20 protein-coding genes are annotated in these 24,842 nt (G+C 62.1%); 17 read left to right on the forward strand and 3 right to left on the reverse strand.

Features of this window, described 5'->3' with window-relative positions; translation table 11 throughout:
* Positions 1-26: 26 nt before the first annotated feature.
* Both WN982_RS09965 and WN982_RS09970 read left to right on the forward strand, forming a co-directional pair.
* Complete coding sequence (locus WN982_RS09965) at positions 27-485, forward strand: Lrp/AsnC family transcriptional regulator (RefSeq protein WP_341315524.1); 459 nt, start codon at positions 27-29, stop codon at positions 483-485.
* A gap of 224 nt (positions 486-709) precedes the next feature.
* Positions 710-1,807: a saccharopine dehydrogenase C-terminal domain-containing protein gene (locus WN982_RS09970; protein ID WP_341315525.1), complete on the forward strand. Its 1,098-nt coding sequence runs from the start codon at positions 710-712 to the stop codon at positions 1,805-1,807.
* A 140-nt stretch (positions 1,808-1,947) separates the two neighbouring features.
* Here the strand turns inward: WN982_RS09970 and WN982_RS09975 are convergent, their stop codons facing one another.
* Both WN982_RS09975 and cydX read right to left on the reverse strand, forming a co-directional pair.
* Entirely contained in the window at positions 1,948-2,568 is a 621-nt protein-coding gene (locus tag WN982_RS09975; protein ID WP_341315526.1) for an ATP-binding protein, read from the reverse strand.
* Positions 2,565-2,723, reverse strand: a complete 159-nt coding sequence (cydX, locus tag WN982_RS09980) for a cytochrome bd-I oxidase subunit CydX (protein WP_341315527.1) — start codon at positions 2,721-2,723, stop codon at positions 2,565-2,567. Before cydX ends, WN982_RS09975 begins: the two co-directional genes overlap by 4 nt.
* Positions 2,724-2,951: 228 nt before the next feature.
* Between cydX and WN982_RS09985 the strand changes: the two genes are divergently transcribed.
* The 13 genes from WN982_RS09985 (at position 2,952) to WN982_RS10045 (ending at position 22,556) form a co-directional block, all read left to right on the forward strand.
* Complete coding sequence (locus WN982_RS09985; RefSeq protein ID WP_341315528.1) at positions 2,952-3,392, forward strand: hypothetical protein; 441 nt, start codon at positions 2,952-2,954, stop codon at positions 3,390-3,392.
* Between the two features lie 181 nt (positions 3,393-3,573).
* Entirely contained in the window at positions 3,574-4,551 is a 978-nt protein-coding gene (corA, locus tag WN982_RS09990) for a magnesium/cobalt transporter CorA (RefSeq protein ID WP_341315529.1), read from the forward strand.
* A gap of 410 nt (positions 4,552-4,961) precedes the next feature.
* Positions 4,962-5,924 (forward strand): sugar ABC transporter substrate-binding protein, encoded by a 963-nt coding sequence (locus WN982_RS09995; RefSeq protein WP_341315530.1) that lies wholly within the window; start codon positions 4,962-4,964, stop codon positions 5,922-5,924.
* A gap of 300 nt (positions 5,925-6,224) precedes the next feature.
* On the forward strand, positions 6,225-7,820 hold the full coding sequence (locus tag WN982_RS10000; RefSeq protein ID WP_341315531.1) for a sugar ABC transporter ATP-binding protein: 1,596 nt from the start codon (positions 6,225-6,227) through the stop codon (positions 7,818-7,820).
* Entirely contained in the window at positions 7,817-8,857 is a 1,041-nt protein-coding gene (locus tag WN982_RS10005; protein ID WP_341315532.1) for an ABC transporter permease, read from the forward strand. Before WN982_RS10000 ends, WN982_RS10005 begins: the two co-directional genes overlap by 4 nt.
* A 150-nt stretch (positions 8,858-9,007) precedes the next feature.
* The gene (locus WN982_RS10010; protein WP_341315533.1) at positions 9,008-10,048 is read left to right on the forward strand and encodes a LacI family DNA-binding transcriptional regulator; all 1,041 of its coding nucleotides are present in this window, start codon (positions 9,008-9,010) and stop codon (positions 10,046-10,048) included.
* Between the two features lie 30 nt (positions 10,049-10,078).
* Positions 10,079-11,008 carry a ribokinase gene (rbsK, locus tag WN982_RS10015; RefSeq protein WP_341315534.1) on the forward strand — a complete coding sequence of 310 codons (930 nt, stop codon included), beginning with the start codon at positions 10,079-10,081 and terminating at the stop codon, positions 11,006-11,008.
* Between the two features lie 421 nt (positions 11,009-11,429).
* On the forward strand, positions 11,430-13,190 hold the full coding sequence (locus tag WN982_RS10020; RefSeq protein ID WP_341315535.1) for a methyl-accepting chemotaxis protein: 1,761 nt from the start codon (positions 11,430-11,432) through the stop codon (positions 13,188-13,190).
* A gap of 447 nt (positions 13,191-13,637) precedes the next feature.
* Positions 13,638-14,399, forward strand: coding sequence for a hydratase (locus tag WN982_RS10025; RefSeq protein ID WP_341315536.1), 762 nt, complete (start codon positions 13,638-13,640; stop codon positions 14,397-14,399).
* 771 nt (positions 14,400-15,170) lie between these two features.
* Positions 15,171-17,093 carry a PrkA family serine protein kinase gene (locus WN982_RS10030; RefSeq protein ID WP_341315537.1) on the forward strand — a complete coding sequence of 641 codons (1,923 nt, stop codon included), beginning with the start codon at positions 15,171-15,173 and terminating at the stop codon, positions 17,091-17,093.
* Between the two features lie 140 nt (positions 17,094-17,233).
* Positions 17,234-18,505 carry a YeaH/YhbH family protein gene (locus WN982_RS10035; RefSeq protein WP_341315538.1) on the forward strand — a complete coding sequence of 424 codons (1,272 nt, stop codon included), beginning with the start codon at positions 17,234-17,236 and terminating at the stop codon, positions 18,503-18,505.
* Complete coding sequence (locus tag WN982_RS10040) at positions 18,502-20,217, forward strand: SpoVR family protein (RefSeq protein ID WP_341315539.1); 1,716 nt, start codon at positions 18,502-18,504, stop codon at positions 20,215-20,217. Before WN982_RS10035 ends, WN982_RS10040 begins: the two co-directional genes overlap by 4 nt.
* A 1,031-nt stretch (positions 20,218-21,248) precedes the next feature.
* Positions 21,249-22,556 carry an MFS family transporter gene (locus tag WN982_RS10045; RefSeq protein WP_341315540.1) on the forward strand — a complete coding sequence of 436 codons (1,308 nt, stop codon included), beginning with the start codon at positions 21,249-21,251 and terminating at the stop codon, positions 22,554-22,556.
* 117 nt (positions 22,557-22,673) lie between these two features.
* On the opposite strand, the gene WN982_RS10050 is transcribed toward WN982_RS10045, so the two are convergent.
* Positions 22,674-22,895, reverse strand: coding sequence for a hypothetical protein (locus WN982_RS10050; protein WP_341315541.1), 222 nt, complete (start codon positions 22,893-22,895; stop codon positions 22,674-22,676).
* A gap of 327 nt (positions 22,896-23,222) precedes the next feature.
* Between WN982_RS10050 and WN982_RS10055 the strand changes: the two genes are divergently transcribed.
* Positions 23,223-24,035: an ABC transporter substrate-binding protein gene (locus WN982_RS10055; protein ID WP_341315542.1), complete on the forward strand. Its 813-nt coding sequence runs from the start codon at positions 23,223-23,225 to the stop codon at positions 24,033-24,035.
* Between the two features lie 80 nt (positions 24,036-24,115).
* Positions 24,116-24,841: an amino acid ABC transporter permease gene (locus WN982_RS10060; protein WP_341315543.1), complete on the forward strand. Its 726-nt coding sequence runs from the start codon at positions 24,116-24,118 to the stop codon at positions 24,839-24,841.
* Position 24,842 lies beyond the last annotated feature (1 nt).

Below are 24,842 nucleotides of genomic sequence, written 5' to 3' on the forward strand. Positions count from 1 at the left end.
TTGCTGACCAACTTCTTTCGCCCTCGATGAGACCTCCGCGCCTCGACCAACTCGACGACCTCGACCGCAACCTCGTTGCGCTGCTACAAACCAACGCCCGCGAGAGCGTCGCCAATCTCGCGCGCCAGCTGGACGTGGCGCGCACCACCGTGATTGCGCGCATCGCGCGGCTCGAACGCAGCAACGTGATCGCGGGCTATAGCGTGCGGCTCGGCCAGGACGTGCTCGACTCGAGCATCTACGCGTACGTCGGCATCATCATCGCGCCGAAGTACGGGCCGGCGGTGCAGAAGCGCCTTGGCAAGATGCCGGAGGTGCAGCTGCTGTGCGCGGTGAGCGGCGAGTTCGACTACGTCGCCTGGTTGCGCGCCGATTCGCCCGACCGGCTCAACGATCTGCTCGACCAGATCGGCGAACTGGAAGGGGTGGAACGGACCACGACCTCGATCATCCTGGCGCGCAAGATCGACCGGGGAATGGTGTGATCGTGAGCCCCGGTTTTTACACCGTTTTTATACGTTTTCGACATATCGACTGACTACTTCGTCATAACGTCGAAGTCTATAGTCATAGCGCAGCATTTTGTGCGTATGAACTGTTTTTGCTTCTCCCTAAACTGTGTCTCAAGGGTTCAGCCCGCAGGGCGCGGCGCTTAAGCGCCGCGCACTTCCCAAGCTCGAGACAGCACACAGAAAACAAGGAGAAGCGCATGAAAGTAGCCATCGTTGGCGCAGGTTTGATCGGTCACACCATCGCCCACATGTTGCGTGAGACCGGCGACTACGACGTCGTCGCGTTCGACCGCGATCAGAACGCGCTCGACAAGCTCGCCGCCCAGGGCATCCCGACCCGCCGCGTCGATTCCGCCGATGCCGCCGCGCTGCGCGCTGCCGTGCAAGGTTTCGATGCGCTCGTCAACGCGCTGCCGTACTACCTTGCGGTGAATGTTGCGTCGGCGGCCAAGGGCGCGGGCGTCCATTACTTCGATCTGACCGAAGACGTGCGCGCCACCCACGCAATCCGCGCGATCGCCGACGACGCCGATCACGCCTTCATGCCGCAGTGCGGCCTGGCACCGGGCTTCATCGGCATCGCCGCGCACGAACTGGCGAACCGCTTCACGGAAATCCGCGACGTCAAGATGCGCGTGGGTGCGTTGCCGGAGTTCCCGACCAATGCACTGAAGTACAACCTGACGTGGAGCGTCGACGGCCTGATCAACGAGTATTGCCAGCCATGCGAGGCGATTCGCGACAGCCGCACGCAGTGGGTGCAGCCGCTCGAAGGCCTCGAACATTTCTCGCTCGACGGCACCGAATACGAAGCCTTCAACACGTCAGGCGGCCTTGGCACGCTGTGCGAAACGCTGTCCGGCCGGGTCGAATCGCTCGACTACAAGTCGGTGCGCTATCCGGGCCACCGCAACCTGATGCAGTTCCTGCTCGAGGATCTTCGTCTTTCCAGCGACCGCGACACGCTCAAGAACATCATGCGCCGTTCGGTGCCTTCGACCGCCCAGGACGTCGTGCTGGTATTCATCACTGTGAGCGGCATGCGCGACGGTCAACTGGTGCAGGAGGTCTTCACCCGCAAGATCTTCGCGAAGACGGTGTGCGGCGTGGCGATGAGCGCGATCCAGATCACCACGGCCGGCGCGATGTGCGCGGTGCTCGATCTGTTCCGCGAGAAGAAGCTGCCGCAAAGCGGCTTTGTGCGCCAGGAGCAGGTGTCGCTGCGCGACTTCCTCGCGAACCGCTTCGGCCAGTTGTACGAAGGGCAGTCGCTGGATGCGATGGCGACGGTATAAGCCGTCACTGTCATCGTAAGGCTCACAACCGGGGGCCGTGCGGCAACGCGGTCATGTCTGCCGCGAGCAAGGAAGAAGGCCTCGCAGAGGGCCAACCGAACGCCCCGCCAAGCGGGGCGTCTTTGTTTCGGATGGCGATGCTACGCCGGCACGGGTGGCGGCTTCGTCCCCCACGCCTGCGGTTCGCCTACGATCCGCTCGAGCAACGCTTCGTAGTCCGCGTTAGTTGGCGCGGTATTGTCGAACATCAACAGGTCTTCGCAAATGTCGCCGCCCGGCACGAAGCGGCGTTGCCGATACTCGTCCCAATGCGCGAGTTTGTATGCGTCGTTCGGATTGCCGCGGTCGACGATACGCTGATGCGCCAGCTCTTCCGACGTATAGACCCACACGACCCGCAGCGCCACATCCGCGCCGACACCCAGCCACGCGCGATCGAACAGGCGCCGCTCGCGAACTTCACGCGAGAGCGGCCCGACCACCAGCGCGCTCACACCGAGTTCGAGATTGTCGCGAGCGGTATCGAGCAGGCCGCGATACTCCGCGTCGCGCAGGTGCTGCAGAAAAAGCGGACTGTCGCGGTCGTTCGGATCGCCGGTCAGCATGGCCATGGCGGTCGCGCTGTAACTGCCGTACAGCGTATCTTTATCGAGCAGGCAGAAGGGCGAGGCGCTCGCGCTCATCAGCGGGCCGATCAGTTTCTTTGCCAACGTGGTCTTGCCGGTGCCTGCGTGACCGCAGACGAAAATCAGATAGGTCACGAAGGCGTGTCCGCGGGAGTGTCTGGCGGGCTGCCGTGCGGGTCGGCGCGCAACGGCTCACGCGCGAATGTGTCGTTGGCTTCGAGCCACATCACATTGATGATGCCGAAGCCCAAGGCCACACCGATGCCGAGAATCCAGCTGAAATACCACATTGCAGTCTCCTTGATCGTATGTCCGGCGTGGCGCAGAGTGAGACGTTACGCGAAGCCGGTACAGCGAAGCAAACATGCTGGCAAACAAAGGTAGCACGCGGTGGCCCCGAGGGTAAATCCGCAGTCCGCAGCGCCCACACAGCAGCCCTTTGCAGCGATCATGAAGAAAGACGCTACGCCGCGCAAGAGTGAGAAGTGACACGACAACCAACAACAGGGAGACCCAGCATGCCGCCCCGCCCGCACTTCCGCTGCAAAGCCATGCTGCTCGCATACGCCATCGCGTCGCTGGCCGGTTGCGCCTCGACGCCCGCCGAGCCTGTCCCGTTCAGGGAAGTGCCGTCAGCGCGCATCGTCAAGCGAGGCTATACGCAGCCCGCGGCCGGACTGATTGCCGTGGATGTGCGCCGTGAGCGTTCGCGCGACGTTATCGTCCGGTTTCGCGATGCATTGGTGTATATCGACGGCGAGCAGGTCACCGATCTGATGAACGGCGAGCATGTGGTCTTCTATCTGAGCCCGGGCGTGCATCGCATTGGCGTGTCCACGCAGTTCGATCCGGTTGTCGAGTTGCAATTCACGGTGACGGCGGATACACGCTACACGAACCGCGCTTCGGTTACGTTCGGCCAGGATCACCGCATCGCCTTGCGCCGCGTCGCCCTGTAACACGCCCGGCACCAGGTACGCACCACGCCGCTCCGCTTCCCGGTTTGACAATTCGATACATGAGGTTCACTCAGAGCACTTAACATGGCGGCTATCGCGTATTCGCCCATGCAGACCTGACGCCTCGCTGATGCACACTGCGACGGCGGCCGGTCCGTTTCCGTTTTCAAGGTAATCCAACATGCTGATCAATTGCGCCGCCTATCAGGACGGCCGGAAGCTGGCTGACATCGAGATCGACAACATCAGTGACTACGTAGCGCGGCCCGAGTGCTTCGTATGGGTTGCGCTGAAAGACCCGGGTCCCGGCGAACTGGCCGTGATGAAACACGAGTTCGGCCTGCACGAGCTCGCGATCGAGGACGCGCAAAACGGCCATCAGCGCCCGAAAATCGAGGAATACGGCGAGTCGCTATTCGCCGTGCTGCACACCGTCGAGATGGACGAAGAAGGCGAACTGCTGATCGGCGAAGTCGACGTGTTCGTCGGGCGCAACTATGTGCTCTCGGTGCGGCGCGGCAGCCGCGTCGGCTTTCAGAATGTGCGCGCCCGCTGCGAACGTGAGCCGAATTTGCTTAAAGAAGGATCGGCGTTCGTGCTGTACGCGCTGGCCGATGACGTCGTCGATCGCTATTTCCCGGTCATCGAGGCGATGAACACCGAGATCGAGGCGCTCGAAGACCGCATCTTCGAGCGCAATAATTCGGCGGCCTCGCGTGCGGTCATCGAGGATCTGTACTCGCTCAAGCGGCGCCTCGTGATCCTCCAGCATCACATCACGCCCTTGCAGGAAGCGATCAGCAAGCTGACGGGCGGCCGCATTCCGAGCATCTGCGACGGCATGCAAGCTTACTTTCGCGACGTCTACGATCACCTCGAGCGGATTGTCAGAACCATCGAGGGCAGGCGCGAAATGGTCGTCACCGCGGTACAGGTCAATCTGGGGATGATCTCGCTCGCCGAGAGCGAGGTGACCAAGCGTCTCGGCTCGTTCGCCGCGCTGTTCGCGGTGCCCACCATGATCGCGGGCATCTACGGAATGAACTTCCAGAGCATCCCCGAGTTGCACTACAAGTTCGGTTATCCGGTCTGTCTGGCCGTCATGCTGACGGTCGACCTGGTGCTGTTCTGGCGCTTCCGCAAAGCAGGCTGGCTATAAGGCCGGTCGCCGCTGAACCACGCTGAGCCACCCTGATTCACCCCCATTCGCCCTGAGCATCGCGCCCCGCTTCGATCGCCCGGCGTTGTCCGGGCTTGCATCGTGCGCAATAAAAGTCCAGCATAAGCGGCCCGCCGGCTGCAAGCCTTGCAGCCGGCGGCAACCATCTGCTACGCACGGACCGAGCGAGGGACCTTTGCCAAAACGCTACCTGCCGGTGCGCTTACCCAGCACGCCGGTGCGAATCGATCGACCGCACCGCACGGACGCGCAGTCTGCGCGCCTGTGCACTGCAACACTGCGAATCGTTGACATTCCGAACAGACTGCGCTGAGAATAGGCCTCGCAAACGTTTGCGCGCAACTAAAAATACGGCTCGTTCGCGGGCCCTGACAACTTTGGAGATATGCATGAGCCATCGCATTCGCCGCCGCCTGCTGGCGGCCGCTGTCCTCGTCACTGCCACTGCCGCTTTGCCGCTTTCCACCGCGTACGCGCAAAGCGCGCCCGCCCACAAGCCGAAGGTCGCGCTGGTGATGAAGTCGCTCGCGAACGAGTTTTTCCTGACGATGGAAAATGGCGCGAAGGACTACCAGAAACACAATCCCGCGCAGTTCGATCTGATCACCAACGGCATCAAGGACGAGACCGATACCGCGAACCAGATCCGCATCGTCGAACAGATGATCGTTTCGAAGGTCGACGCGATCGTGCTGGCCCCGGCTGATTCGAAGGCGCTGGTACCGGTCGTCAAGAAAGCGGTCGATGCGGGGATCATCGTCGTGAACATCGACAACCGGCTCGACCCGGATGTGCTCAAGTCGAAAGACCTGAACGTGCCGTTCGTCGGACCGGATAACCGCAAGGGCGCGCAGAAGGTCGGCGACGACCTGGCCAAGAAGCTGAAGGCGGGCGACGAGGTCGGGATTCTTGAAGGCGTGTCGACCACCACCAACGCACAGCAGCGCACCGCGGGCTTCAAGGACGCGATGCAGACCGTCGGCGCGAAGGTCGTCTCGGTGCAATCGGGCGAATGGGAAATCGACAAGGGCAACGCGGTGGCGTCTGCCATGCTCAACGAATATCCGAACCTGAAGGCACTGCTCGCCGGTAACGACAACATGGCGATCGGCGCGGTTTCGGCCGTGCGCGCGGCGGGCAAGCAAGGCAAGGTGATGGTGGTCGGCTACGACAACATCGGCGCGATCAAGCCGATGCTGAAGGACGGCCGCGTGCTCGCCACGGCTGACCAGTACGCTGCCAAGCAGGCCGTGTTCGGTATTGATACCGCGCTGAAGGCGCTCAATGAGCACAAGAAGCAGTCGCAGTTGTCCGGCGTGGTGGAAACGCCGGTTGATCTGGTGACGAAGTAAGCATCGGGCGGTAAGCCCGGGTACATGGATTCGCGGATTCGCGCATACGCCGCTGTACGGTATATGCGCGGTGGATCATGCGAATCCGTGTCAATTCAATAAACGCTCAAGAAACCTGCTGCGCCGCCGTTAAAGCCAGAGGTAAGCGTCATGACGGTGGCTGCGCGGCGGGAGGGTGCGTGGCCGAAAGCGCCTGCGCATTCCGCGCATTGGGCCGGCATGACACGTGGCGGCCGGTAGGTTGCTTCATTCGAGCGAATCGCATGAAGCCTCTTCGAGCGCCCCGGAACCAGGATTGCAATGGATTCAACCGACCACGACGCCTTGTCCGCCGTACTGTCCGTCAGCGGCATCGGTAAGACCTATGCCGAACCGGTGCTCGCCGACGTTTCGTTGTCGCTGCGCGCCGGTGAGGTATTGGCGCTGACCGGTGAGAACGGCGCCGGCAAGAGTACGCTGTCCAAAATTATCGGTGGGCTCGTCGACCCGACCACCGGCACGATGCGCCTTGGCGGTGCGCCGTATGCTCCGGCCAGCCGCACCGAAGCCGAAGCGCTCGGCGTGCGGATGGTCATGCAGGAGCTGAATCTGCTGCCGACGCTGTCGGTCGCGGAAAACCTGTTTCTGAACCGCTTGCCGCAGGCCGGCGCGTTCCGCTTCGGCTGGATCGATCGCCGCAAGCTGCGCGAGGACGCCCGCCATGCGATGAGGCAAGTCGGGCTCGACGCGATCGATCCGGATACGCTGGTGGGCGAACTCGGCATCGGGCATCAGCAGATGGTCGAGATCGCGCGCAATCTGATCGACGACTGCCGCGTGCTGATCCTCGACGAGCCGACCGCGATGCTGACCGCGCGCGAGGTCGACCTGCTGTTCGAGCAGATCGAACGGCTGAAATCTCGCGGCGTCGCGCTGGTGTATATCTCGCATCGTCTCGAAGAGCTGGCGCGCGTGGCTGAACAGATCGCGGTGCTGCGCGACGGCAAGCTGGTGCATGTCGACGCGATGGCCAACCTGAGCAGCGACCAGATCGTCACGTGGATGGTGGGCCGCGAACTGGGCGAGCGGATCGATTTGGGCGTGCGCAAGATCGGCGCGCCCTTGCTGAAGGTGGACCGGCTGACACGCGGCAAGGTGGTGCGCGACGTGTCGTTCGACGTGCGCGCGGGCGAGATTTTCGGCGTCAGCGGACTGATTGGCGCGGGCCGCACCGAGCTGATGCGGCTGATTTACGGCGCCGATCAGAAGGACGGCGGCACGGTGTCGCTAGCGCAGAAGCCCGGCGAAACGCCCACGCCGGTACCGATCGGCTCGCCGTCGGACGCGGTGCGTGCCGGCATCGCGCTGATCACCGAAGACCGCAAAGGCGAGGGCCTGTTGCTGCCGCAACCGATCGCCGCCAACGTGTCGCTCGGCAATATCGGCAGCGTGGCGCGGCACGGCATCGTCGATGCGAAGCGCGAGAACGCGCTGGCGCAAAAGCAGATCGACGCGATGCGGATTCGCAGCTCGGGGCCCGGGCAGATTGTCGGCGAGCTGTCGGGCGGCAACCAGCAGAAGGTCGTGATCGGCCGCTGGCTGGCGCGCGACTGCCGCGTGCTGCTATTCGACGAACCTACGCGCGGCATCGACGTCGGCGCGAAGTTCGATATCTATGGCTTGATGGGTGCGCTGGCTCGCGAAGGCCGCGCGCTCGTCGTGGTGTCGAGCGACCTGCGTGAACTGATGCTGATCTGCGACCGGATCGGCGTGATGTCCGCGGGAAGCATGACGGGTGTGTTCGGACGCGACGACTGGTCGCAGGATGCGTTGCTGGCCGCGGCTTTCGCCGGCTACCGCAGCCGCGAAGCGTTGCTGCATGCCCACGATACCAACGAAGCAGGGAGTCTGTCATGACCCATCAATCGATGCAGGAAGCAGCGGGCGGCAAGCCGGGCGCGCAGGTGACGCCGCCGGCCGATCCGTCCGCGCCGCTCGCCAGCGGCAAGCCGGCCGGCACGCGGCTCGGTTTTTCGAACTACCTGGGTCTCGCCGGCGCATTGCTGGCGATGATCGTGCTGTTCTCGCTGCTGAGTTCGCACTTTTTGACGTACGACACGTTCAGCACGATCGCCAATCAGATCCCCGATCTGGTGGTGATGTCGGTCGGCATGACCTTCGTGCTGATCATCGCCGGGATCGATCTGTCGGTGGGTTCGGTGCTGGCGCTGGGAGCGTCGGTGGTCAGCGTGGCGGCCTTGAAGTGGGGCTGGGGGCCGTTGCCGTCCGCGTCGCTCGGGGTCGCCGCGGCGGCGCTGACCGGCACCCTGACCGGTTCGGTGACGGTGGGCTGGCGGATTCCGTCGTTCATCGTCTCGCTCGGCGTGCTCGAAGCGGCGCGGGGTCTCGCGTATCAGATGACGAATTCGCGCACCGCCTATATCGGCGACGCCTTCGATTTTCTGTCGAACCCGATCGCGCTCGGCATCTCGCCGGCGTTCCTGATTGCTGTGGCGGTCATGGTCGTGGCGCAACTGGTGCTCACGCGCACGGTATTCGGCCGCTATCTGGTCGGCATCGGCACCAACGAGGAAGCGGTGCGGCTCGCGGGCGTCAACCCGCGGCCGTACAAGATCATCGTGTTCGCGTTGATGGGCGCACTCGCGGGATTAGCGGCGCTGTTCCAGATTTCGCGTCTGGAAGCGGCGGACCCGAACGCGGGCGTCGGCATGGAGCTGCAGGTGATCGCGGCGGTGGTGATCGGCGGCACCAGCCTGATGGGCGGGCGCGGCTCGGTCATTAGCACTTTTTTCGGCGTGTTGATCATTTCGGTGCTGGCAGCCGGCCTCGCGCAGATCGGCGCGAACGAGCCGACCAAGCGCATGATCACCGGTGCGGTCATTGTCGTGGCGGTGGTGCTGGATACGTACCGCAGCCGTCGCAAGCGCGCCTGATCGGCGCACGGCAAAGCGGCACAACAGGTAACAGTTAGCAGTAGCAGCAGGCGTCAGGTTCAAGGGTTTTGGTCTGTCATCGATGAAAACGTCCGGTGGGTCGCCAGGTGGCGCGGCCGGCGGGAACAACAGGCAGGAGAGCAACAGGTTATGGCGACGATCAAGGATGTAGCGGCCGTGGCGGGTGTCTCGTTCACGACGGTTTCGCACGTGGTGAACAACTCGCGGCCGGTGTCGGCCGACGTGCGGGCGAAGGTCGAACACGCGATCCGTCAGCTTCACTATGTACCGTCGGCGGTGGCCCGCTCGCTCAAGGCGCGGGCGACGGCCACGATCGGTCTGGTGGTGCCGAACAGCACGAATCCGTATTTCGCGGAACTGGCGCGCGGCATCGAAGACGGTTGCTCGCGCAATGGCTACTGCGTGTTCTTCTGCAATTCCGACGACGATCCGGCCAAGCAGCGTAACTACCTGCGTGTGCTGCAGGAAAAGCGTATCGACGGGCTCATCGTCGCTTCCGCCGGCGACGATGCGGTGCTCGCGCAAACGCTCGCCGACGCGCGCGAGCCGCTGGTGGTCTTGGACCGCAACATCGAAGGCCTGAACGCGGATCTGGTGCAGATCGACCACGAGAAGGGCGCGTATCTCGCCACCCGCCATCTGCTCGAACTGGGGCATGTGCGGATCGGCTGCATTACCGGGCCGGTCAAGACGGCGGTGAGCGCCATGCGGGTGCACGGTTTCATCCGCGCGATGACCGAGCGCGGCATCGACATTCCGCCCGATGCGATTGTCGAAAGCGATTTTTCGGGCACGGGCGGCCATCGCGCGGCCGGGCAACTGTTCGATACCGTGAAACCGTCGGCGATTTTTGCCGGCAACGACATGATGGGCATCGGCGCGCTGCGCGCCGCGGCGGAGCGCAATATCAGCGTGCCGCGCGATTGCTCGATCATCGGCTTCGACGATATCGAACTGGGGCGCTTCACCTATCCGGCGCTGTCGACGGTCGGGCAGTCGGTGCGCGCGCTCGGCGATATGGCCGCGCAGACGCTGATCGAACGCATCGCCGGAACCTCGACAGGCAATCCGCGCGCGCCAGGCCGCCGGCGGGTCGTGTCGCCGCGGCTGATCGTGCGCGAATCGACCGCGACGTGGGCCGGGGCGGCCAAACGCAATCTGGCAGCTTGAACAGACTTGAGCAGATTTGAGGAGAAGGTAGTGGCAAGCAATGAAACGCGCGGACGCGTGGCGGTGGTTGGCAGTCTGAACATGGACCTCGTTGTGCGCGCGCCGCGTCTGCCGCATCCCGGCGAGACGCTTGCCGGCCGCACCTTTACGCAGGTGGCGGGCGGCAAGGGCGGCAACCAGGCGGTGGCGGCCGCGCGCCTCGGCGCGCAGGTGTCGATGCTCGGTTGTGTCGGCGCCGACGCAAACGGCGCGCAATTACGCGCCGGACTCGAAACGGAGGGCATCGACTGTGCGGCCGTCGAAACCGGGGCGCAGGCCACCGGCGTCGCGCTGATCGTCGTCGATGACGCCAGCCAGAACGCGATCGTGATCGTCGCGGGCAGCAACGGCGAAGTCACGCCCGCGACGATCGCGCGTTATGAAGCGGTGCTGGCCGCCGCCGACGTGGTGATCTGCCAGCTCGAAACGCCGCCCGATGCGGTGCGCGCGGCGCTTGCCGCGGCGCGGCGCCTGGGCAAAACGGTGATCCTGAATCCGGCGCCCGCTACCGGCCCCTTACCGGCCGACTGGCTGCCGCTGATCGACTATCTGATTCCGAACGAACTCGAAGCCGCGACGCTGACCGGTATGCCGGTCGCCACGCCCGCCGACGCGGCCCAGGCGGCCGCCGCGCTGCACCAGGCCGGCGCGCGCAATGTGCTGGTGACGCTCGGTCCGCGTGGCGTGCACGCGACGTTCGACGGTATGGAGGCCACGCTTTACGACGCGCCGCGCGTCGACGCAGTCGACACTACCGCGGCGGGCGACACCTTCATAGGCGGATTCGCGGCGCAACTCGCACGGGGCGCGAGCGTCGATGCGGCGATCCGTTTCGCGCAGCGCGCCGCGGCGCTTTCGGTGACGCGCGCCGGCGCGCAGCCTTCGATTCCCACCCGCGCCGAACTGGACGCGTCGGCCTGACGAAAGCGTGGCGCTGCCCGCGAGAGCTAACAAGCTTCGCGTTCGATCCGGTTTCAGCGGTTGGTGGCGCCACGGTTAAAAGAATCCTCTGCTTCAAAGCCGCCGCGTTGCCGCTTGAGTGGGTGAAGCGGAGGTCGCTCGCGCCGCCGCAACGCAAACCTCCCGTCTTGCATTCTCAACTGCATTCCGCACACTTCCGGCGCGCACGATCCCCACGCAACCGCGCTCGACGGCCTTTTGTAATTTCTTTCATCTGCTTACAACAGCTTTCTTCATACCATATAAAAGCTTCAAGTACGGCGTTCGAGTGCCGTAAACGAAATTAGAGCGCCGCATCAAAAAAGGCGCAGCGTACCGAGACGCTACAGGCTACCCCGCGCTGCCCATGCAGCCTCTCATCTGGTTAAGTACAGGAACGAGCATGTTGAACAAAGGGATCACGATCAAGGCGCGAATTGGCCTCACGATGGCTTTTCTCGCCGCGCTGCTAGTTGCCATCGGCGTTTTCGGTCTGTTCGGCATGAGCCGCTCGAACGACGCATACCGGGATACTTTCACCAACGCCATGCCGAGCGCGGTCGACATCGGCGACGCCGAGCTTTACGCGGCGCGCGAGCGCCTCGCACTTGATCGTGCCGCGTTCCAGGCGGGAACACCGGAAGCCGGAGCGACGCTCGAGCGCGCGCGCGCCATGCGCACCTTGTCCGACAAGTGGTGGAAAGCGTACATGGATCTGCCGCGCGACGCGGAAGAGGATCGCCTCGCGCAGGCGGTGATCGGTAAGCGCGACGTGCTGCATCAGCAGTTGGATGCGTTCGCCGCCATCATTGCGGCGAACGAACAGACCAAAATCGTCGACGGCGCCAAGCGTTTGCAGGTTGCCTATAACGATCTGGCCGAAGCCGACGAGGCGCTGAGCAAATTCCAGTTCGTATCGGCCAAGGGTGGTTTCGACTCCGCGCAAAGCAGCTTCGAGGTGTTCCGCATGGTCAGCATCGGCGCGCTGCTGGTCGGCGTGATCGCTTCCGTGCTGTCCTATCTGACGCTCAGCCGCGCGATTGCGCGGCCGCTCGGCGAAGCGCTCGGTCATTTCGACGCGATTGCCGCAGGCGATTTGCGCCGCCCGGTCGTGATCGCTTCGCGCGACGAAATGGGGCAGTTGCTCGAAGGTATCGCCAGGATGAAGCACAGCCTCACCGAAACGGTGCGTACGGTGCGCAGCGGCAGCGAATCGATCGCGACCGCGACGCGCCAGATCGCCGCCGGCAATATCGACCTGTCTTCGCGTACCGAAGAGCAGGCGTCGGCGTTGCAGGAAACCGCGTCGAGCATGGATGAGCTGACCGGCACGGTCAAGCAGAACGCCGACAACGCCCGCCAGGCGAGCTCGCTGGCGGCCAACGCGTCGGAGATCGCGAACAAGGGCAGCGCGGTGGTCGGCCAGGTGGTCGGCACGATGGGCGACATCAACCAGAGCTCGGCGAAGATCGCCGACATCATTTCGATCATCGAAGGGATTGCGTTCCAGACCAACATCCTGGCCCTGAATGCGGCTGTGGAAGCGGCGCGGGCCGGCGAAGAAGGGCGCGGCTTCGCGGTCGTGGCAGGCGAAGTGCGCAGTCTCGCGCAGCGTTCGTCGGCGGCGGCCAAGGAAATCAAGGAACTGATCGACACCTCGGTCGAGCGCGTGCAGTCCGGCTCGGCGCTCGTCGACGAAGCCGGCCGCACGATGACCGAAATCATCGGCGCGGTGCAACGCGTCACCGACATCATGGGCGAAATCGCAGCGGCCTCGGAAGAGCAAAGCAGCGGCATCGACCAGGTGGCGCGCGCCGTCACGCAGATGGACGAGGTTACGCAGCAGAATGCGGCGCTGGTCGAAGAAGCGGCGGCGGCAGCGCAATCGCTCGAAGATCAGGCGGGCAAGCTACGCACCGCGGTCGCGGTATTCCAGCTTGAAGACGGCGGTCATACAGCGCCGGTTAGCGCAGCGCCGAAGCCGAAGCGCGCAGCAGCGCCGATCCGGCCGATGGCGGCGCGTAAGGCGCCGGCTGCGGTCGCGAAAGCGCCCGCCGCACCGGCAGCAGCAATGTCCGCTGCCGAGTCGGCCAAGGCGTCCGCCAAGGCGCCCGCCAAGGCATTGGCGAGCGCCGGCAGCGATCAGGATTGGGAAACCTTCTGATCGGCGTGCTGATGCAGATCGCTCGATAAAGCGAAAAGCGCGGGCGTGCGGTGTCATCGCCGCGCTTTGAACGCGACGATGTGGCTCCGGCGAGCAATCGCATCGGCGTTCGTGTTGCAACATTCGTTCCCGATCCCGCCGCATGTCGACTCGTGCTGGCGCGGATAACCGCACGACAATGTGCACGACGACAGCAAAAAGGCCGCGATTGCGCATGCAACCGCGGCCTTTTGCCGTGCACTGCGGACTAACGAACGTCTACGATGACAGTCCGTGCCCTGGCGAGCCCTGCGATCCGGTACATTGACGGGCGCGACTGCGTCTTGCATCGGCGACACCGGCCGGCGCCGGCAGTCGCCGTGCGGACCTCAGGCGGCGCAAACGCAATCCCGGCGCCGCGAGTCCGCAGCAACCCACCTTTCAACGCGCCAGCCATAAAGGACCGACATGACGCCACACGACCTCGCGCACCGCCTCGTCGAAGCACGCAGGCAGCATCGCCCGATCGATGCGCCCGCACCCGACAGCCTGCCGCCCGATGCGGCAACCGCGTACGCGATCCAGCAGGCCGTCATCGCGGGCCTCGGTGAATCGACCGGCGCATGGAAGATCGGCGCCAAAGCGCCGGGCGGCGCGGCCTCGGGCGCACCGATTCCGGCCTCGCTGGTGCTGCCCTCGCCGGCGCGGGTCGCCCGCGCGGGTTTCTTCCGGATGCTGCTGGAGCTGGAGATCGCCTTCCGTTTTACCGAGGCGATCGAGCCGCGCGGCAGGGCGTATGCGCGCGACGAGGTGCTTTCGAAGGTGGGCGTGGTGTTGCCGGCCATCGAGATCGTCGACAGCCGCTTTACCGAGTGGCCGAACGTCGCGCCACTCGCGCAACTGGCCGATGCGCAGAACAACGGCGCGTTGATCACCGGCCATCCGGTTGCCTATGCGGGCCTCGCGCGTGGCTTCGATTTCGTGTCGCCCGAACTGGAGTTGAGCTTCAACGGCGACTCGCTGGTGCCGGAAGCCACCGGCAACCCCGCGGGCGATCCGCGCGAACTGCTGGTCTGGTTCGTCAACCACTGCGCGGCCAGCGGGATCACCATCGAACCCGATTGGACCCTTACCACTGGTTCGTACGTCGGCGCTCACAATGTGGACAGGCCCGGCATTGTCCGTGGACACATCGATGGTCTCGGCGAAGTCGAGATTGAACTGACCTGAGTGTGTAACGGCGCGTTACGAAGCTCGCTGCAAACGGCTGCCTGAGGGCAGCCGTTTTACATTTGCCGCGTCTACGGTGGCCGCTTAGCCGTATATATACCTAGGGAAGCCGAGACGCGAGCGACCGTCGTACAGTTATTGCATGCGGCTAACCACGTCGCCGATGCGGGTAATGCGGGCGGGCCAAGGGCCAGGTGCGGCGAACGACAACGCTGCGTTGAAGCCAATGCGAAACGGCGTAGAACAAATCCGCCGTCACGTTGACAAACAGTTTGAAGATGCGTCGGGCGCCGATGCGTCGGGCGCCGATGCGTCGGGCGCGGATGCACGAACATGTAACACACGTTCGTGGCTGTAGACCAAACACTCGCGCCGCGCGTTGATTGAAAAAAGTAGCGGGGCAAGCGAAAAACGCATGACGTCTACGTGTAATGCAACAAAGTGTGCGCATGCAGACAGGCTGTCTGACGCAGCAATGAGATCATCCGATGAACGAGACGGTCCGCGCAATGCAGCAGTAGAAGCGGAGGGTGAAGCAGGCAGCGCAGGGACAGGGGAGCCAGGTCTGCAATCGCTGTGATGTGAGTGCAAGATTGTAGGTGAGCGAATCTGTGTTTCCAAGTGAGGAATGTCGGGAGGCGGGTACGGCGCGATTTTCGCAACGTAGTTCGTGAAAAAAAATTTAAAAGGGTTTAGGATGAATTCGAGCGATGTCGTTTCCGAATAGCGCGCCGCGCACGACATCGGTCTAGACTTCGGCGAGGAGGTAGCATGGATATCTACAGCAGTTTCGCGACCCGCTTCGAGAAAACACGAGAGGATGAACTCTCGCTCGAGGAGTATCTCGCGCTCTGCAAAGACAATCCCGCCGCGTACGCCACGGCTGGCGAACGCATGTTGATGGCAATCGGGGAACCAGAACAGATCGACACCCGCAACGATCCGCGCCTGTCGCGCATCTTCGCGAACAAGGTCATCAAGGTATACCCCGCATTCCGTGAGTTCTACGGAATGGAAGATGTGATCGAGCAGGTGGTCGCGTACTTCCGGCATTCGGCCCAGGGGCTCGAAGAAAAGAAACAGATTCTGTATCTGCTGGGCCCGGTCGGCGGCGGCAAATCGTCGATCGCGGAACGCTTGAAGCAGTTGATGGAACGCGTGCCTTTCTACGCGATCAAGGGTTCGCCCGTGAACGAGTCGCCGCTTGGGCTTTTCGATTACGACGAGGACGGTCCGATCCTCGAAGAACAGTACGGTATTCCACGCCGCTACCTGAAAAACATTCTGAGTCCGTGGGCAGTCAAGCGCCTGCACGAATACAACGGCGACATCCGCAAGTTCCGCGTGGTGCGCCGCTATCCATCCATCCTGCGGCAAATCGGCATCGCCAAGACCGAACCGGGCGACGAAAACAATCAGGACATTTCGTCGCTCGTCGGCAAGGTCGACATCCGCAAGCTCGAACAGTACGCACAAGACGACGCCGACGCGTATAGCTACTCCGGCGGCCTGTGTCTTGCGAATCAGGGCTTGCTCGAATTCGTCGAAATGTTCAAGGCGCCGATCAAGGTCCTGCACCCGCTGCTTACCGCGACTCAGGAAGGCAACTTCAAGGGCACGGAAGGCTTTGGCGCGATCCCGTTCGACGGCGTGATTCTGGCTCACTCGAACGAGTCCGAATGGAAGGCGTTCCGCAACAACCGCAACAACGAAGCGCTGCTCGACCGGATCTTCGTCGTGAAGGTGCCGTACTGCCTGCGCTACAGCGAAGAGGTCAAGATCTACGAGAAGCTGCTGCGTAATTCGTCGCTGGCCAGCGCGGTATGCGCGCCGGGTACGCTGAAGATGATGGCGCAGATGTCGGTGCTCACGCGCTTGCAGGAGCCGGAGAATTCCAGCCTCTTTTCGAAGATGCAGGTGTACGACGGCGAGAATCTCAAGGACACCGATCCGAAGGCGAAGTCGTATCAGGAGTACCGCGACTTCGCGGGCGTGGATGAAGGGATGACCGGCGTGTCGACCCGCTTCTCGTTCAAGATTCTCTCGCGGGTGTTCAATTTCGATTCGACCGAAGTCGCGGCCAACCCGGTGCACCTGATGTACGTGCTCGAACAGCAGATCGAGCGCGAACAGTTCCCACCGGAAACCGAGCAGAAGTATCTGTCGTTCATTAAAGACGTGCTCGCGTCGCGCTATGCCGAGTTCATCGGCAAGGAGATTCAAACCGCGTATCTGGAGTCGTATTCCGAGTATGGCCAGAACATCTTCGATCGCTACGTGACGTATGCCGACTTCTGGATTCAGGATCAGGAGTTCCGCGATCACGACACCGGCGAGAGCTTCGACCGCGCGGCGCTGAACGCCGAACTGGAGAAGATCGAGAAACCTGCGGGCATCAGCAATCCGAAGGACTTCCGCAACGAGATCGTCAACTTCGTGCTGCGCGCGCGTGCTGCGAATGCGGGGAAGAATCCCGCGTGGATCAGCTACGAGAAGCTGCGCGTCGTGATCGAAAAGAAGATGTTCTCGAACACGGAGGAATTGTTGCCGGTGATTTCGTTCAACGCCAAAGGCTCGGCGGAGGAGCAGCGCAAGCACGAAGACTTCGTCAACCGGATGGTCACAAAGGGGTATACGCCGAAGCAGGTACGCTTGCTGTGTGACTGGTATCTGCGCGTGCGCAAATCGTCATGATACGCACTGCGTGCCGCTCGCGCGGTCCGACCGCGCGAGCACCTTGCGAGGCGCAAGCTGCATGGACATAGCGTTGTGTTTGTAGACATGCATATGCAACGCGCGTCTCGCGCACTCGAAATTAAAGCGGGAGACCGGGCGTGCTTCATCAAATCATCGACCGCAGGTTAGCAGGCAAGAACAAGAGCATTGCAAATCGCGAGCGCTTTCTGCGCCGCGTTAAGAACTATATTCGTCGCGCCGTTTCGGAGGCAGTGCGCGACCGGAGCATCAAGGATATTCAGAACACCCAGAGCATCACCATTCCGCGCAAGGACATTGCGGAGCCGTCGTTCCGCCACGGTCCAGGCGGCAAGCGGGAAATGGTGCATCCGGGCAATTCCGACTACATCCGCGGCGACAAGATCCAGCGACCGCAAGGCGGCGGTGGCGGAGGCGGGGGCAATCAGGCCAGCAACGAGGGCGAGGGTCAGGACGACTTCGTGTTCGAACTGAGCCGCGAAGAATTCATGCAGTATTTCTTCGACGACCTCGAACTGCCGCGTCTCGTCAAAACCCATCTGATGGCCGTGCCCACGTGGAAAAGCATCCGCGCCGGCTGGGCGGCCGAAGGTACGCCGAACAATATCGACGTGGTCCGTTCGCTGCGCAGCGCGCTCGGCCGCCGCATCGCGCTCGGTGCACCGCTTGTCAATCAGTTGCACGAGATGGAACGGCAACTCGAAGTGATGAAGGCCGATCCGGACGATCGTCGCGAAGACATCAAAGTGCTCGAAGAGGAAATCCACCATTTGCGCGGGCGCATCTGGCGTATTCCCTTCATCGACCCGTTCGATCTGCGCTATGTAAACCGGGTGAAGCAGCCTACGCCGTCCAGTCAGGCCGTGATGTTCTGTCTGATGGATGTGTCCGGTTCGATGGACGAGCAGCGTAAGGATCTCGCCAAGCGTTTTTTCATCCTGCTGTATCTGTTCCTGAAACGGAATTACGAGCGCATCGAGGTGGTGTTCATCCGCCACCACACGCGGGCCGAGGAGGTCGACGAAGACACCTTCTTCCATTCGACCGAAAGTGGCGGCACGGTGGTGTCGAGCGCGCTGGAGCTGATGCAGAAGGTGATGGAGGAGCGCTATTCGCCGACTGAATGGAACATTTACGGCGCTCAGGCCTCGGACGGCGACAACTGGACCGACGATTCGCCCAAGTGCCGCAAGATACTCTCGGATGACATCCTGGAGAAGGTGCGCTATTTTGCGTATATTCAGGTAACGCCCGAGGAGCAGAATTTGTGGCTCGAATATGCGCAACTGGCCCTGAGCCAGCCGCACATGGCGATGAAAAAGGTCGAGACCGCGGCCGATATTTATCCGGTGTTTCGCGAGTTGTTTGAAAAGCAGGTGGCGTCTTCATGACGGCAAAGCACTTGCACAACGGAGCGCGCGGCTATCAGCCGGAGCGCGGGAAAGGCGTGCCGCAGCGTCAGTCGGGGCATGCCGAGGCCGGGGTGGACGATACTGGAGCCGCCGCCGCTGGAGCAGTCGATGCCGCTGCAGCACGGGGACACACCGGAACGCCCACTGAGGGGCAAAGGGAAGTCCGTATGAACGTAGCCGATAGACGGCCTCTGCCGTGCCCGTCCGACTGGACCTTCGAATTGATCGAAGAGTACGACTCGCATATTGCTCTTGTTGCAGAGCAATATGAGCTCGACGTGTATCCGATCCAGCTGGAACTTATCAGTGCCGAACAGATGATGGACGCTTACGCGTCCGTCGGCATGCCGGTGAATTACCGTCACTGGTCGTTCGGCAAGCACTTTCTCTCCACCGAAAAAAGCTACCGTCGGGGGCAGATGGGGCTAGCGTATGAGATCGTCATCAATTCGAATCCTTGCATTGCGTACCTGATGGAAGAGAACACGATGACGATGCAGGCGCTCGTCATCGCGCACGCGGCGTACGGGCACAACTCGTTCTTCAAGGGCAACTATCTGTTCAAGCTGTGGACGGATGCGCACGCGATCGTCGATTACCTTGTCTACGCAAAGAACTACATAGCGGAGTGCGAGGAGCGTTTTGGGCTCGACAGGGTGGAGGAACTGCTCGACTCGTGCCATGCGCTGATGAATTACGGCGTGGACCGTTATAAGCGGCCGCAGAAACTCTCACTGGAGAAGGAATTCGCGGCGCGCCGCGAGCGCGAGGCGTACCTGCAGTCGCAAGTGAACGAACTGTGGCGGACCTTGCCGACCCGGCACACGCCGCTGCCGGAGGAAATCGAGGGGCGCTACCCGCCGGAGCCGCAGGAAAACCTGCTGTACTTTGCCGAGAAAAATTCGCCGCTGCTGGAGCCTTGGGAGCGGGAAGTGATCCGCATCGTGCGCAAGGTGGGCCAGTATTTCTATCCGCAACGGCAAACCCAGGTGATGAACGAAGGCTGGGCGACGTTCTGGCACTACACGTTGCTCAACACGATGTACAACCAGGGCAAGCTGGAAGACGGTTTCATGATGGAGTTTCTCCATTCGCACAGCAATGTGGTCTACCAGCCGCCGGTGACGAAGCCGTACTACAGCGGTATCAATCCGTATGCGCTCGGGTTTTCGATGATGAGCGATATTCGCCGGATCTGCGAAGCGCCGACGGACGAGGACCGCAAGTGGTTTCCGGAGCTGGCCGGCAGTCCGTGGTTGTCCGCGATGCACTACGCGATGCGCAATTTCAAGGACGAGAGTTTTGTCGCGCAGTATCTGTCGCCGCATTTGATTCGTGAAATGCGCCTGTTCTCTGTGCTCGACGATGATATGCGCGATGCGCTCGAGGTGTCCGCGATTCATGATGACAGTGGGTATCAGTACGTGCGGCAGGCTTTATCGCGGCAGTACGATATGCATCATCGGGAGCCGAATATTCAGGTGTGGGCGGTGAATACGCGTGGCGATCGGAGTTTGACGCTGCGGCATTTCATGAGTGATAACCGGCATTTGTCATCCGATAGCGATGAGGTGCTTAAGCACATGGCCCGGTTGTGGCAGTTCGATGTGTATCTTGAGAGCGTCGATGAGAATGGCACTGTCCGGAAGCGGTATGAATGTCGGTATGTGCCTCCGGCGGTTAGGGGTTGATGTTTTTGCCGCGTAGCGGTTTGATGGTTTTTTTGCCTGCGCGGCGCTATGGTTGTTGTGCCTACAGCGTTGGCCTTTCCTTGAATTGATATTGGTTTATTAGCGTTCCCCCTGTGCGGGGGGGCACCTACTTTTCTTTGCCGGCCGCAAAGAAAAGTAGGCAAAAGAAAGCGGCTCAAACCGCTAGCTTTTAAGCGGGTCCCCTAGCTTGGAGGAGGCAGTGGAGCATCTGGAATCGGTGTCCTCGCATATTCAGCCTTGGTGACAAGGCAGTCATACTTCCGGCGGCGCTGCGCGCGCCGTAGCGGTACTTCGAAAACCACTCGCTAGTGTCGGCGCTTGTGCTTGCCGTGGTGTTGGTCTGCGCATGCATAAGCTTGCGCTTGCCGTAGTGCTGTGACCAGTACGTGCATAGGCTTGCGCTGCCGCAGCACGATCGCCGCTCATCTGTGTATATCGGCGCCTCGCCGAGGCGAAGCCGATGGCCCCCACCAAACCAAAACGAAGCCAATGGTTTGCCTGGCGGACCGTTCCGGCGAGCACGCAGTGCGAGGCGGGAAGAATGACTGCCTTGTCACTCACTCGGAATGCGCGAGAACACCGATTCCAGATGCTCCACTATCCCCTCCAAGCCAGGGGACCCGCTTCAAAGCTAGCGGTTTGAGCCGCTTTCTTTTGCCTACTTTTCTTTGCGGCCGGCAAAGAAAAGTAGGTGCCGCCCCGCACAGGGGCAGCGCTAATAAACCAATATAAAAACAAGGAAAGGCCAACGCCGCAGGCGCACAGACCATAAGCACCGCGAAAGGCAAAAAACGAAAGCAAAGGCCACCGCCGTAGGCACATCAACCAATGCCGCCGCCAAAGGCAAAAAACCACCACCTTCATTCCCGCGCCAGCGACCACAACAAACCCCATCTCCCCCTTGCAATTCTGTAAAATTCGCGCACGCGCGCCATGTCCACCGCATCGCGTGTATTGAAAGCGGCGCTACGACCGCTTCCTCCGTTTAAAAGACAAGGAAAGACAACAGCATGACCGACCTAACCGACCAAACCGTCGTGGCCTCGGCACACGACACTCGCCGCCGCATCTTCGCGATCGTTGGCGCTTCATCGGGCAATCTAGTCGAGTGGTTCGACTTCTACGTGTACTCGTTCTGCGCGCTGTACTTCGCACCGGCGTTCTTCCCAAGCGGCAACACCACCACGCAGTTACTCAACACCGCCGGCGTGTTCGCGGCCGGCTTCCTGATGCGCCCGATCGGCGGCTGGTTCTTCGGGCGTCTCGCCGACAAGCACGGCCGCCGTACCGCGATGATGATATCGGTGTTCATGATGTGCGGCGGCTCGCTCGTGATCGCCGTGCTGCCCACCTATGCGCAGATCGGCGCATTGGCGCCGGCGTTGCTGCTGGTCGCGCGTCTGTTCCAGGGCTTGTCGGTGGGCGGCGAGTATGGCACCAGCGCCACCTATATGAGTGAAGTCGCGCTCAAGGGACGCCGCGGTTTCTTCGCATCGTTCCAGTACGTCACGCTGATCGGTGGCCAGTTGTGCGCGCTGCTGGTGCTGGTGGTCCTGCAACAGACGCTCTCCACAGAGGAACTGAAGGCGTGGGGCTGGCGCGTGCCGTTCGTGATCGGTGCGGTGGCGGCGCTAGTGGCGCTGTACCTGCGTAAATCGCTCGACGAAACCACCACCGCCGAATCGCGCCAACGCAAGGAAGCCGGCACGCTGCGCGGTCTCTGGCTGCACAAGGGCGCGTTCATGACGGTGCTCGGCTTCACGGCCGGCGGTTCGCTGATTTTCTACACCTTCACGACCTACATGCAGAAGTACCTGGTCAATACGGCCGGCATGCACGCGAAGACGGCCAGCAACGTGATGACCGCCGCGCTCTTCGTGTACATGGTGATGCAGCCGGCGTTCGGCGCGTTGTCGGATCGCATCGGCCGGCGTCGTTCGATGCTGTTCTTCGGCTTCTTCGCGACGATCGGCACGGTGCCGCTGCTGCACGCGCTGAAAGACGTCACGAGCCCGTATGTGGCCTTCGGCCTGGTGGTGGTGGCGCTGGCGATCGTTAGCTTCTATACGTCGATCAGCGGGCTGATCAAGGCCGAAATGTTCCCGCCGCAAGTGCGCGCGCTCGGCGTCGGGCTCTCGTATGCGGTGGCCAATGCGATCTTCGGCGGCTCGGCGGAGTACGTCGCGCTGTGGCTGAAGTCGGTGGGCAACGAGTCGATGTTCTACTGGTACGTGACCGCGCTGTGCGCGATCGCCGGTCTCGTGTCGCTGCGGATGCGTGATCCTTCGAAAGAAGGCTATCTGCGGAACGAGCCTTGAAGCTCGAACTGCACGCTTGAGCCATGATTGAGAACGGCGGTCCGGGGTAACCCGGCCGCCGTTTTTAATGGTGACACCACGCCGGTGCAATGCCAACCCAGAGGCGAGGGCGCCCACTCACGCCACCACGATCTCCGTCCCCAGCACATGCAGCAGATCGCGCAGCGCCTCGGCCTGCGCCATCTTCGCGTCGCTGCGCAAATGAATCTGCAACGCTCGCCCCGCGATCCCATCGACGGGATGCGCGAGCCACAACTCCACCGCGAGCCCCAATCCTTCCGGCTGATTGACGACAACCGGCTCGATCACGCGCGGCTTGAAACAGGCACTGTCGGACATGGCGAACAACCCCCGAGGCTGATGAGTTCGAAGTTCATCCTAATCAACCGCGCGCGCCGGACCAAGCGACAAATAAGCGTTTGCTAATCAGCGGATGCTTAGCAGAAAACGCGCTTATTACAGGAGCATTTCTTGGTTCAGTGGTGGCGCCGCCGCTGCTAATGTGGCGGCCATGCGTCGATAGCGGGTTGCAATGCGAGGGTTGCATTGTGCGGTTTGCACAGCGGGTTTCAACCTGGCTGCTACCCAGCGGTTACCCGGATATCACGAGGGCGCATCCGTTTCTGAAACATCGCATAGGCACCACACCTCAAGAGGTCCATAAAAATGAAATCGAAAACGCTCGCTGCATGGGTAATGGGGCTGACGATGGCGGTATCGAGCGTCGCGCACGCCGACCGTCTCGACGACATCAGGAAGGCTGGCGTGCTGCGCGTCGCGACCTTCGACAGCAATCCGCCGTTCGGTTACGTCGATGCGACGAGCAACCACATCGTCGGGCTCGATGTCGACTACGCGAAGGCGCTCGCCGACAAGCTCGGCGTGAAGCTCGAACTGCAACCGACCAACCCGGCCAACCGCATTCCGTTCCTGACGTCGAAGAAAGTAGATCTCGTGCTCGCCAACTTCACGATCACCGACGAGCGCGCCAGGCAGGTCGATTTCAGCATTCCATATTTCTCGTCGGGTCAGCAGTTTCTGGCGAAGAAGGGCATGCTGAAGTCGGCGGACCAGGTCAATAGCTTGCGCGTTGGCGCCGACAAGGGCACCACCAACGAAATCACGCTGCGCGAGAAATTCCCGCAAGCCACCATCGTTGCGTACGACGACACGCCATTCGCGTTCGCAGCTTTGCGCGCGGGCAACGTGCAGGCGATCACGCAAGACGGTCCGAAGCTGGTCGGTTTGCTCGCCAACGTGCCGGACAAGCAGAACTACGAGATTCCGGCGTTCACGATTTCGAACGACTACATGGGCGTGGGTATTCCGAAGGGCGAGACCCGTTTAGTGAGCTTTGTGAACGACACGCTGAAGGGACTCGAAGCCGACGGCTCGGCGGCGAAGATTTACAACCGCTGGTTCGGCCCACAAACGAAGACACCGCTCACGCGCATCTTCAGGATCGGCGACAAAACCTGAGCGTAACTGCACAGCATCAATAATAAACGGGCACGCTCAGAACGTGCTTGTCGGCGTTTTCAAAAGAAGCAGGTTTAACGATGCAAGCGTGGCTCGCTCCAAAGTATCTGACGTGGTTGTGGCAAGGCTTCGGCGTGACCGTCGGGCTCGCATTGACGGCGGCGCTCGTGGCCACCGCGTTCGGCTTCGTGCTGGCGATTGCGCGCCACGCGCGCTACCGCTGGTTGTGTCACACGACGGCTGCTTACGTGATTGCGTTTCGCAACACGCCGTTGCTCGTGCAACTGTTCTTCTGGTACTTCGGCGCGGCCACGCTGATGCCCGACGCGCTGATGCAATGGCTGAACACGCAGCATAGCGTGCAGATCGGCGCGTATGCGTTGCGCTGGCCGTCGTTCGAATTCGTCGCGGGCTGGGTAGGGCTGACGTGCTATACGGCGGCCTTTATCGCCGAAGAATTTCAGGCCGGTTTGCGCGGCGTGCCGGTTGGTCAACATTACGCGGCAGCCGCGCTCGGCCTCACACCGTTGCAGGCATTCCGCTACATCGTGTTGCCGCAAGCAGTGCGCATCTCTCTACCGCCGCTGTTCGGTCAATACATGAACCTCGTGAAAAATTCTTCGCTGACAATGGCGATCGGTCTCGCCGAATTGTCTTATGCGTCGCGCCAGGTCGAGACCGAAACCTTCAAGACTTTCGAGGCGTTCGGCGTGGCGACCGTGTTGTATATCGCCGCCATCGCGTTGATCGAAGCGGTCTCGCACACGGTGGCGCATGCGCGCGACCGTTCATTGGCGAGGCGCTAAA

It is taken from the genome of Paraburkholderia sp. IMGN_8, assembly GCF_038050405.1.
Lineage (GTDB): Bacteria > Pseudomonadota > Gammaproteobacteria > Burkholderiales > Burkholderiaceae > Paraburkholderia.

What these genes read in the sequence shown, in the direction of transcription:
- WN982_RS09965 (WP_341315524.1), top strand. Translation starts at nt 27, where the DNA reads ATGAGACCTCCGCGCCTCGACCAACTCGACGACCTCGACCGCAACCTC.
- WN982_RS09970 (WP_341315525.1), top strand. Translation starts at nt 710, where the DNA reads ATGAAAGTAGCCATCGTTGGCGCAGGTTTGATCGGTCACACCATCGCC.
- cydX (WP_341315527.1), bottom strand. Translation starts at nt 2,723, where the DNA reads ATGTGGTATTTCAGCTGGATTCTCGGCATCGGTGTGGCCTTGGGCTTC.
- WN982_RS09985 (WP_341315528.1), top strand. Translation starts at nt 2,952, where the DNA reads ATGCCGCCCCGCCCGCACTTCCGCTGCAAAGCCATGCTGCTCGCATAC.
- corA (WP_341315529.1), top strand. Translation starts at nt 3,574, where the DNA reads ATGCTGATCAATTGCGCCGCCTATCAGGACGGCCGGAAGCTGGCTGAC.
- WN982_RS09995 (WP_341315530.1), top strand. Translation starts at nt 4,962, where the DNA reads ATGAGCCATCGCATTCGCCGCCGCCTGCTGGCGGCCGCTGTCCTCGTC.
- WN982_RS10000 (WP_341315531.1), top strand. Translation starts at nt 6,225, where the DNA reads ATGGATTCAACCGACCACGACGCCTTGTCCGCCGTACTGTCCGTCAGC.
- WN982_RS10005 (WP_341315532.1), top strand. Translation starts at nt 7,817, where the DNA reads ATGACCCATCAATCGATGCAGGAAGCAGCGGGCGGCAAGCCGGGCGCG.
- WN982_RS10010 (WP_341315533.1), top strand. Translation starts at nt 9,008, where the DNA reads ATGGCGACGATCAAGGATGTAGCGGCCGTGGCGGGTGTCTCGTTCACG.
- WN982_RS10020 (WP_341315535.1), top strand. Translation starts at nt 11,430, where the DNA reads ATGTTGAACAAAGGGATCACGATCAAGGCGCGAATTGGCCTCACGATG.
- WN982_RS10025 (WP_341315536.1), top strand. Translation starts at nt 13,638, where the DNA reads ATGACGCCACACGACCTCGCGCACCGCCTCGTCGAAGCACGCAGGCAG.
- WN982_RS10030 (WP_341315537.1), top strand. Translation starts at nt 15,171, where the DNA reads ATGGATATCTACAGCAGTTTCGCGACCCGCTTCGAGAAAACACGAGAG.
- WN982_RS10040 (WP_341315539.1), top strand. Translation starts at nt 18,502, where the DNA reads ATGACGGCAAAGCACTTGCACAACGGAGCGCGCGGCTATCAGCCGGAG.
- WN982_RS10045 (WP_341315540.1), top strand. Translation starts at nt 21,249, where the DNA reads ATGACCGACCTAACCGACCAAACCGTCGTGGCCTCGGCACACGACACT.
- WN982_RS10050 (WP_341315541.1), bottom strand. Translation starts at nt 22,895, where the DNA reads ATGTCCGACAGTGCCTGTTTCAAGCCGCGCGTGATCGAGCCGGTTGTC.
- WN982_RS10055 (WP_341315542.1), top strand. Translation starts at nt 23,223, where the DNA reads ATGAAATCGAAAACGCTCGCTGCATGGGTAATGGGGCTGACGATGGCG.
- WN982_RS10060 (WP_341315543.1), top strand. Translation starts at nt 24,116, where the DNA reads ATGCAAGCGTGGCTCGCTCCAAAGTATCTGACGTGGTTGTGGCAAGGC.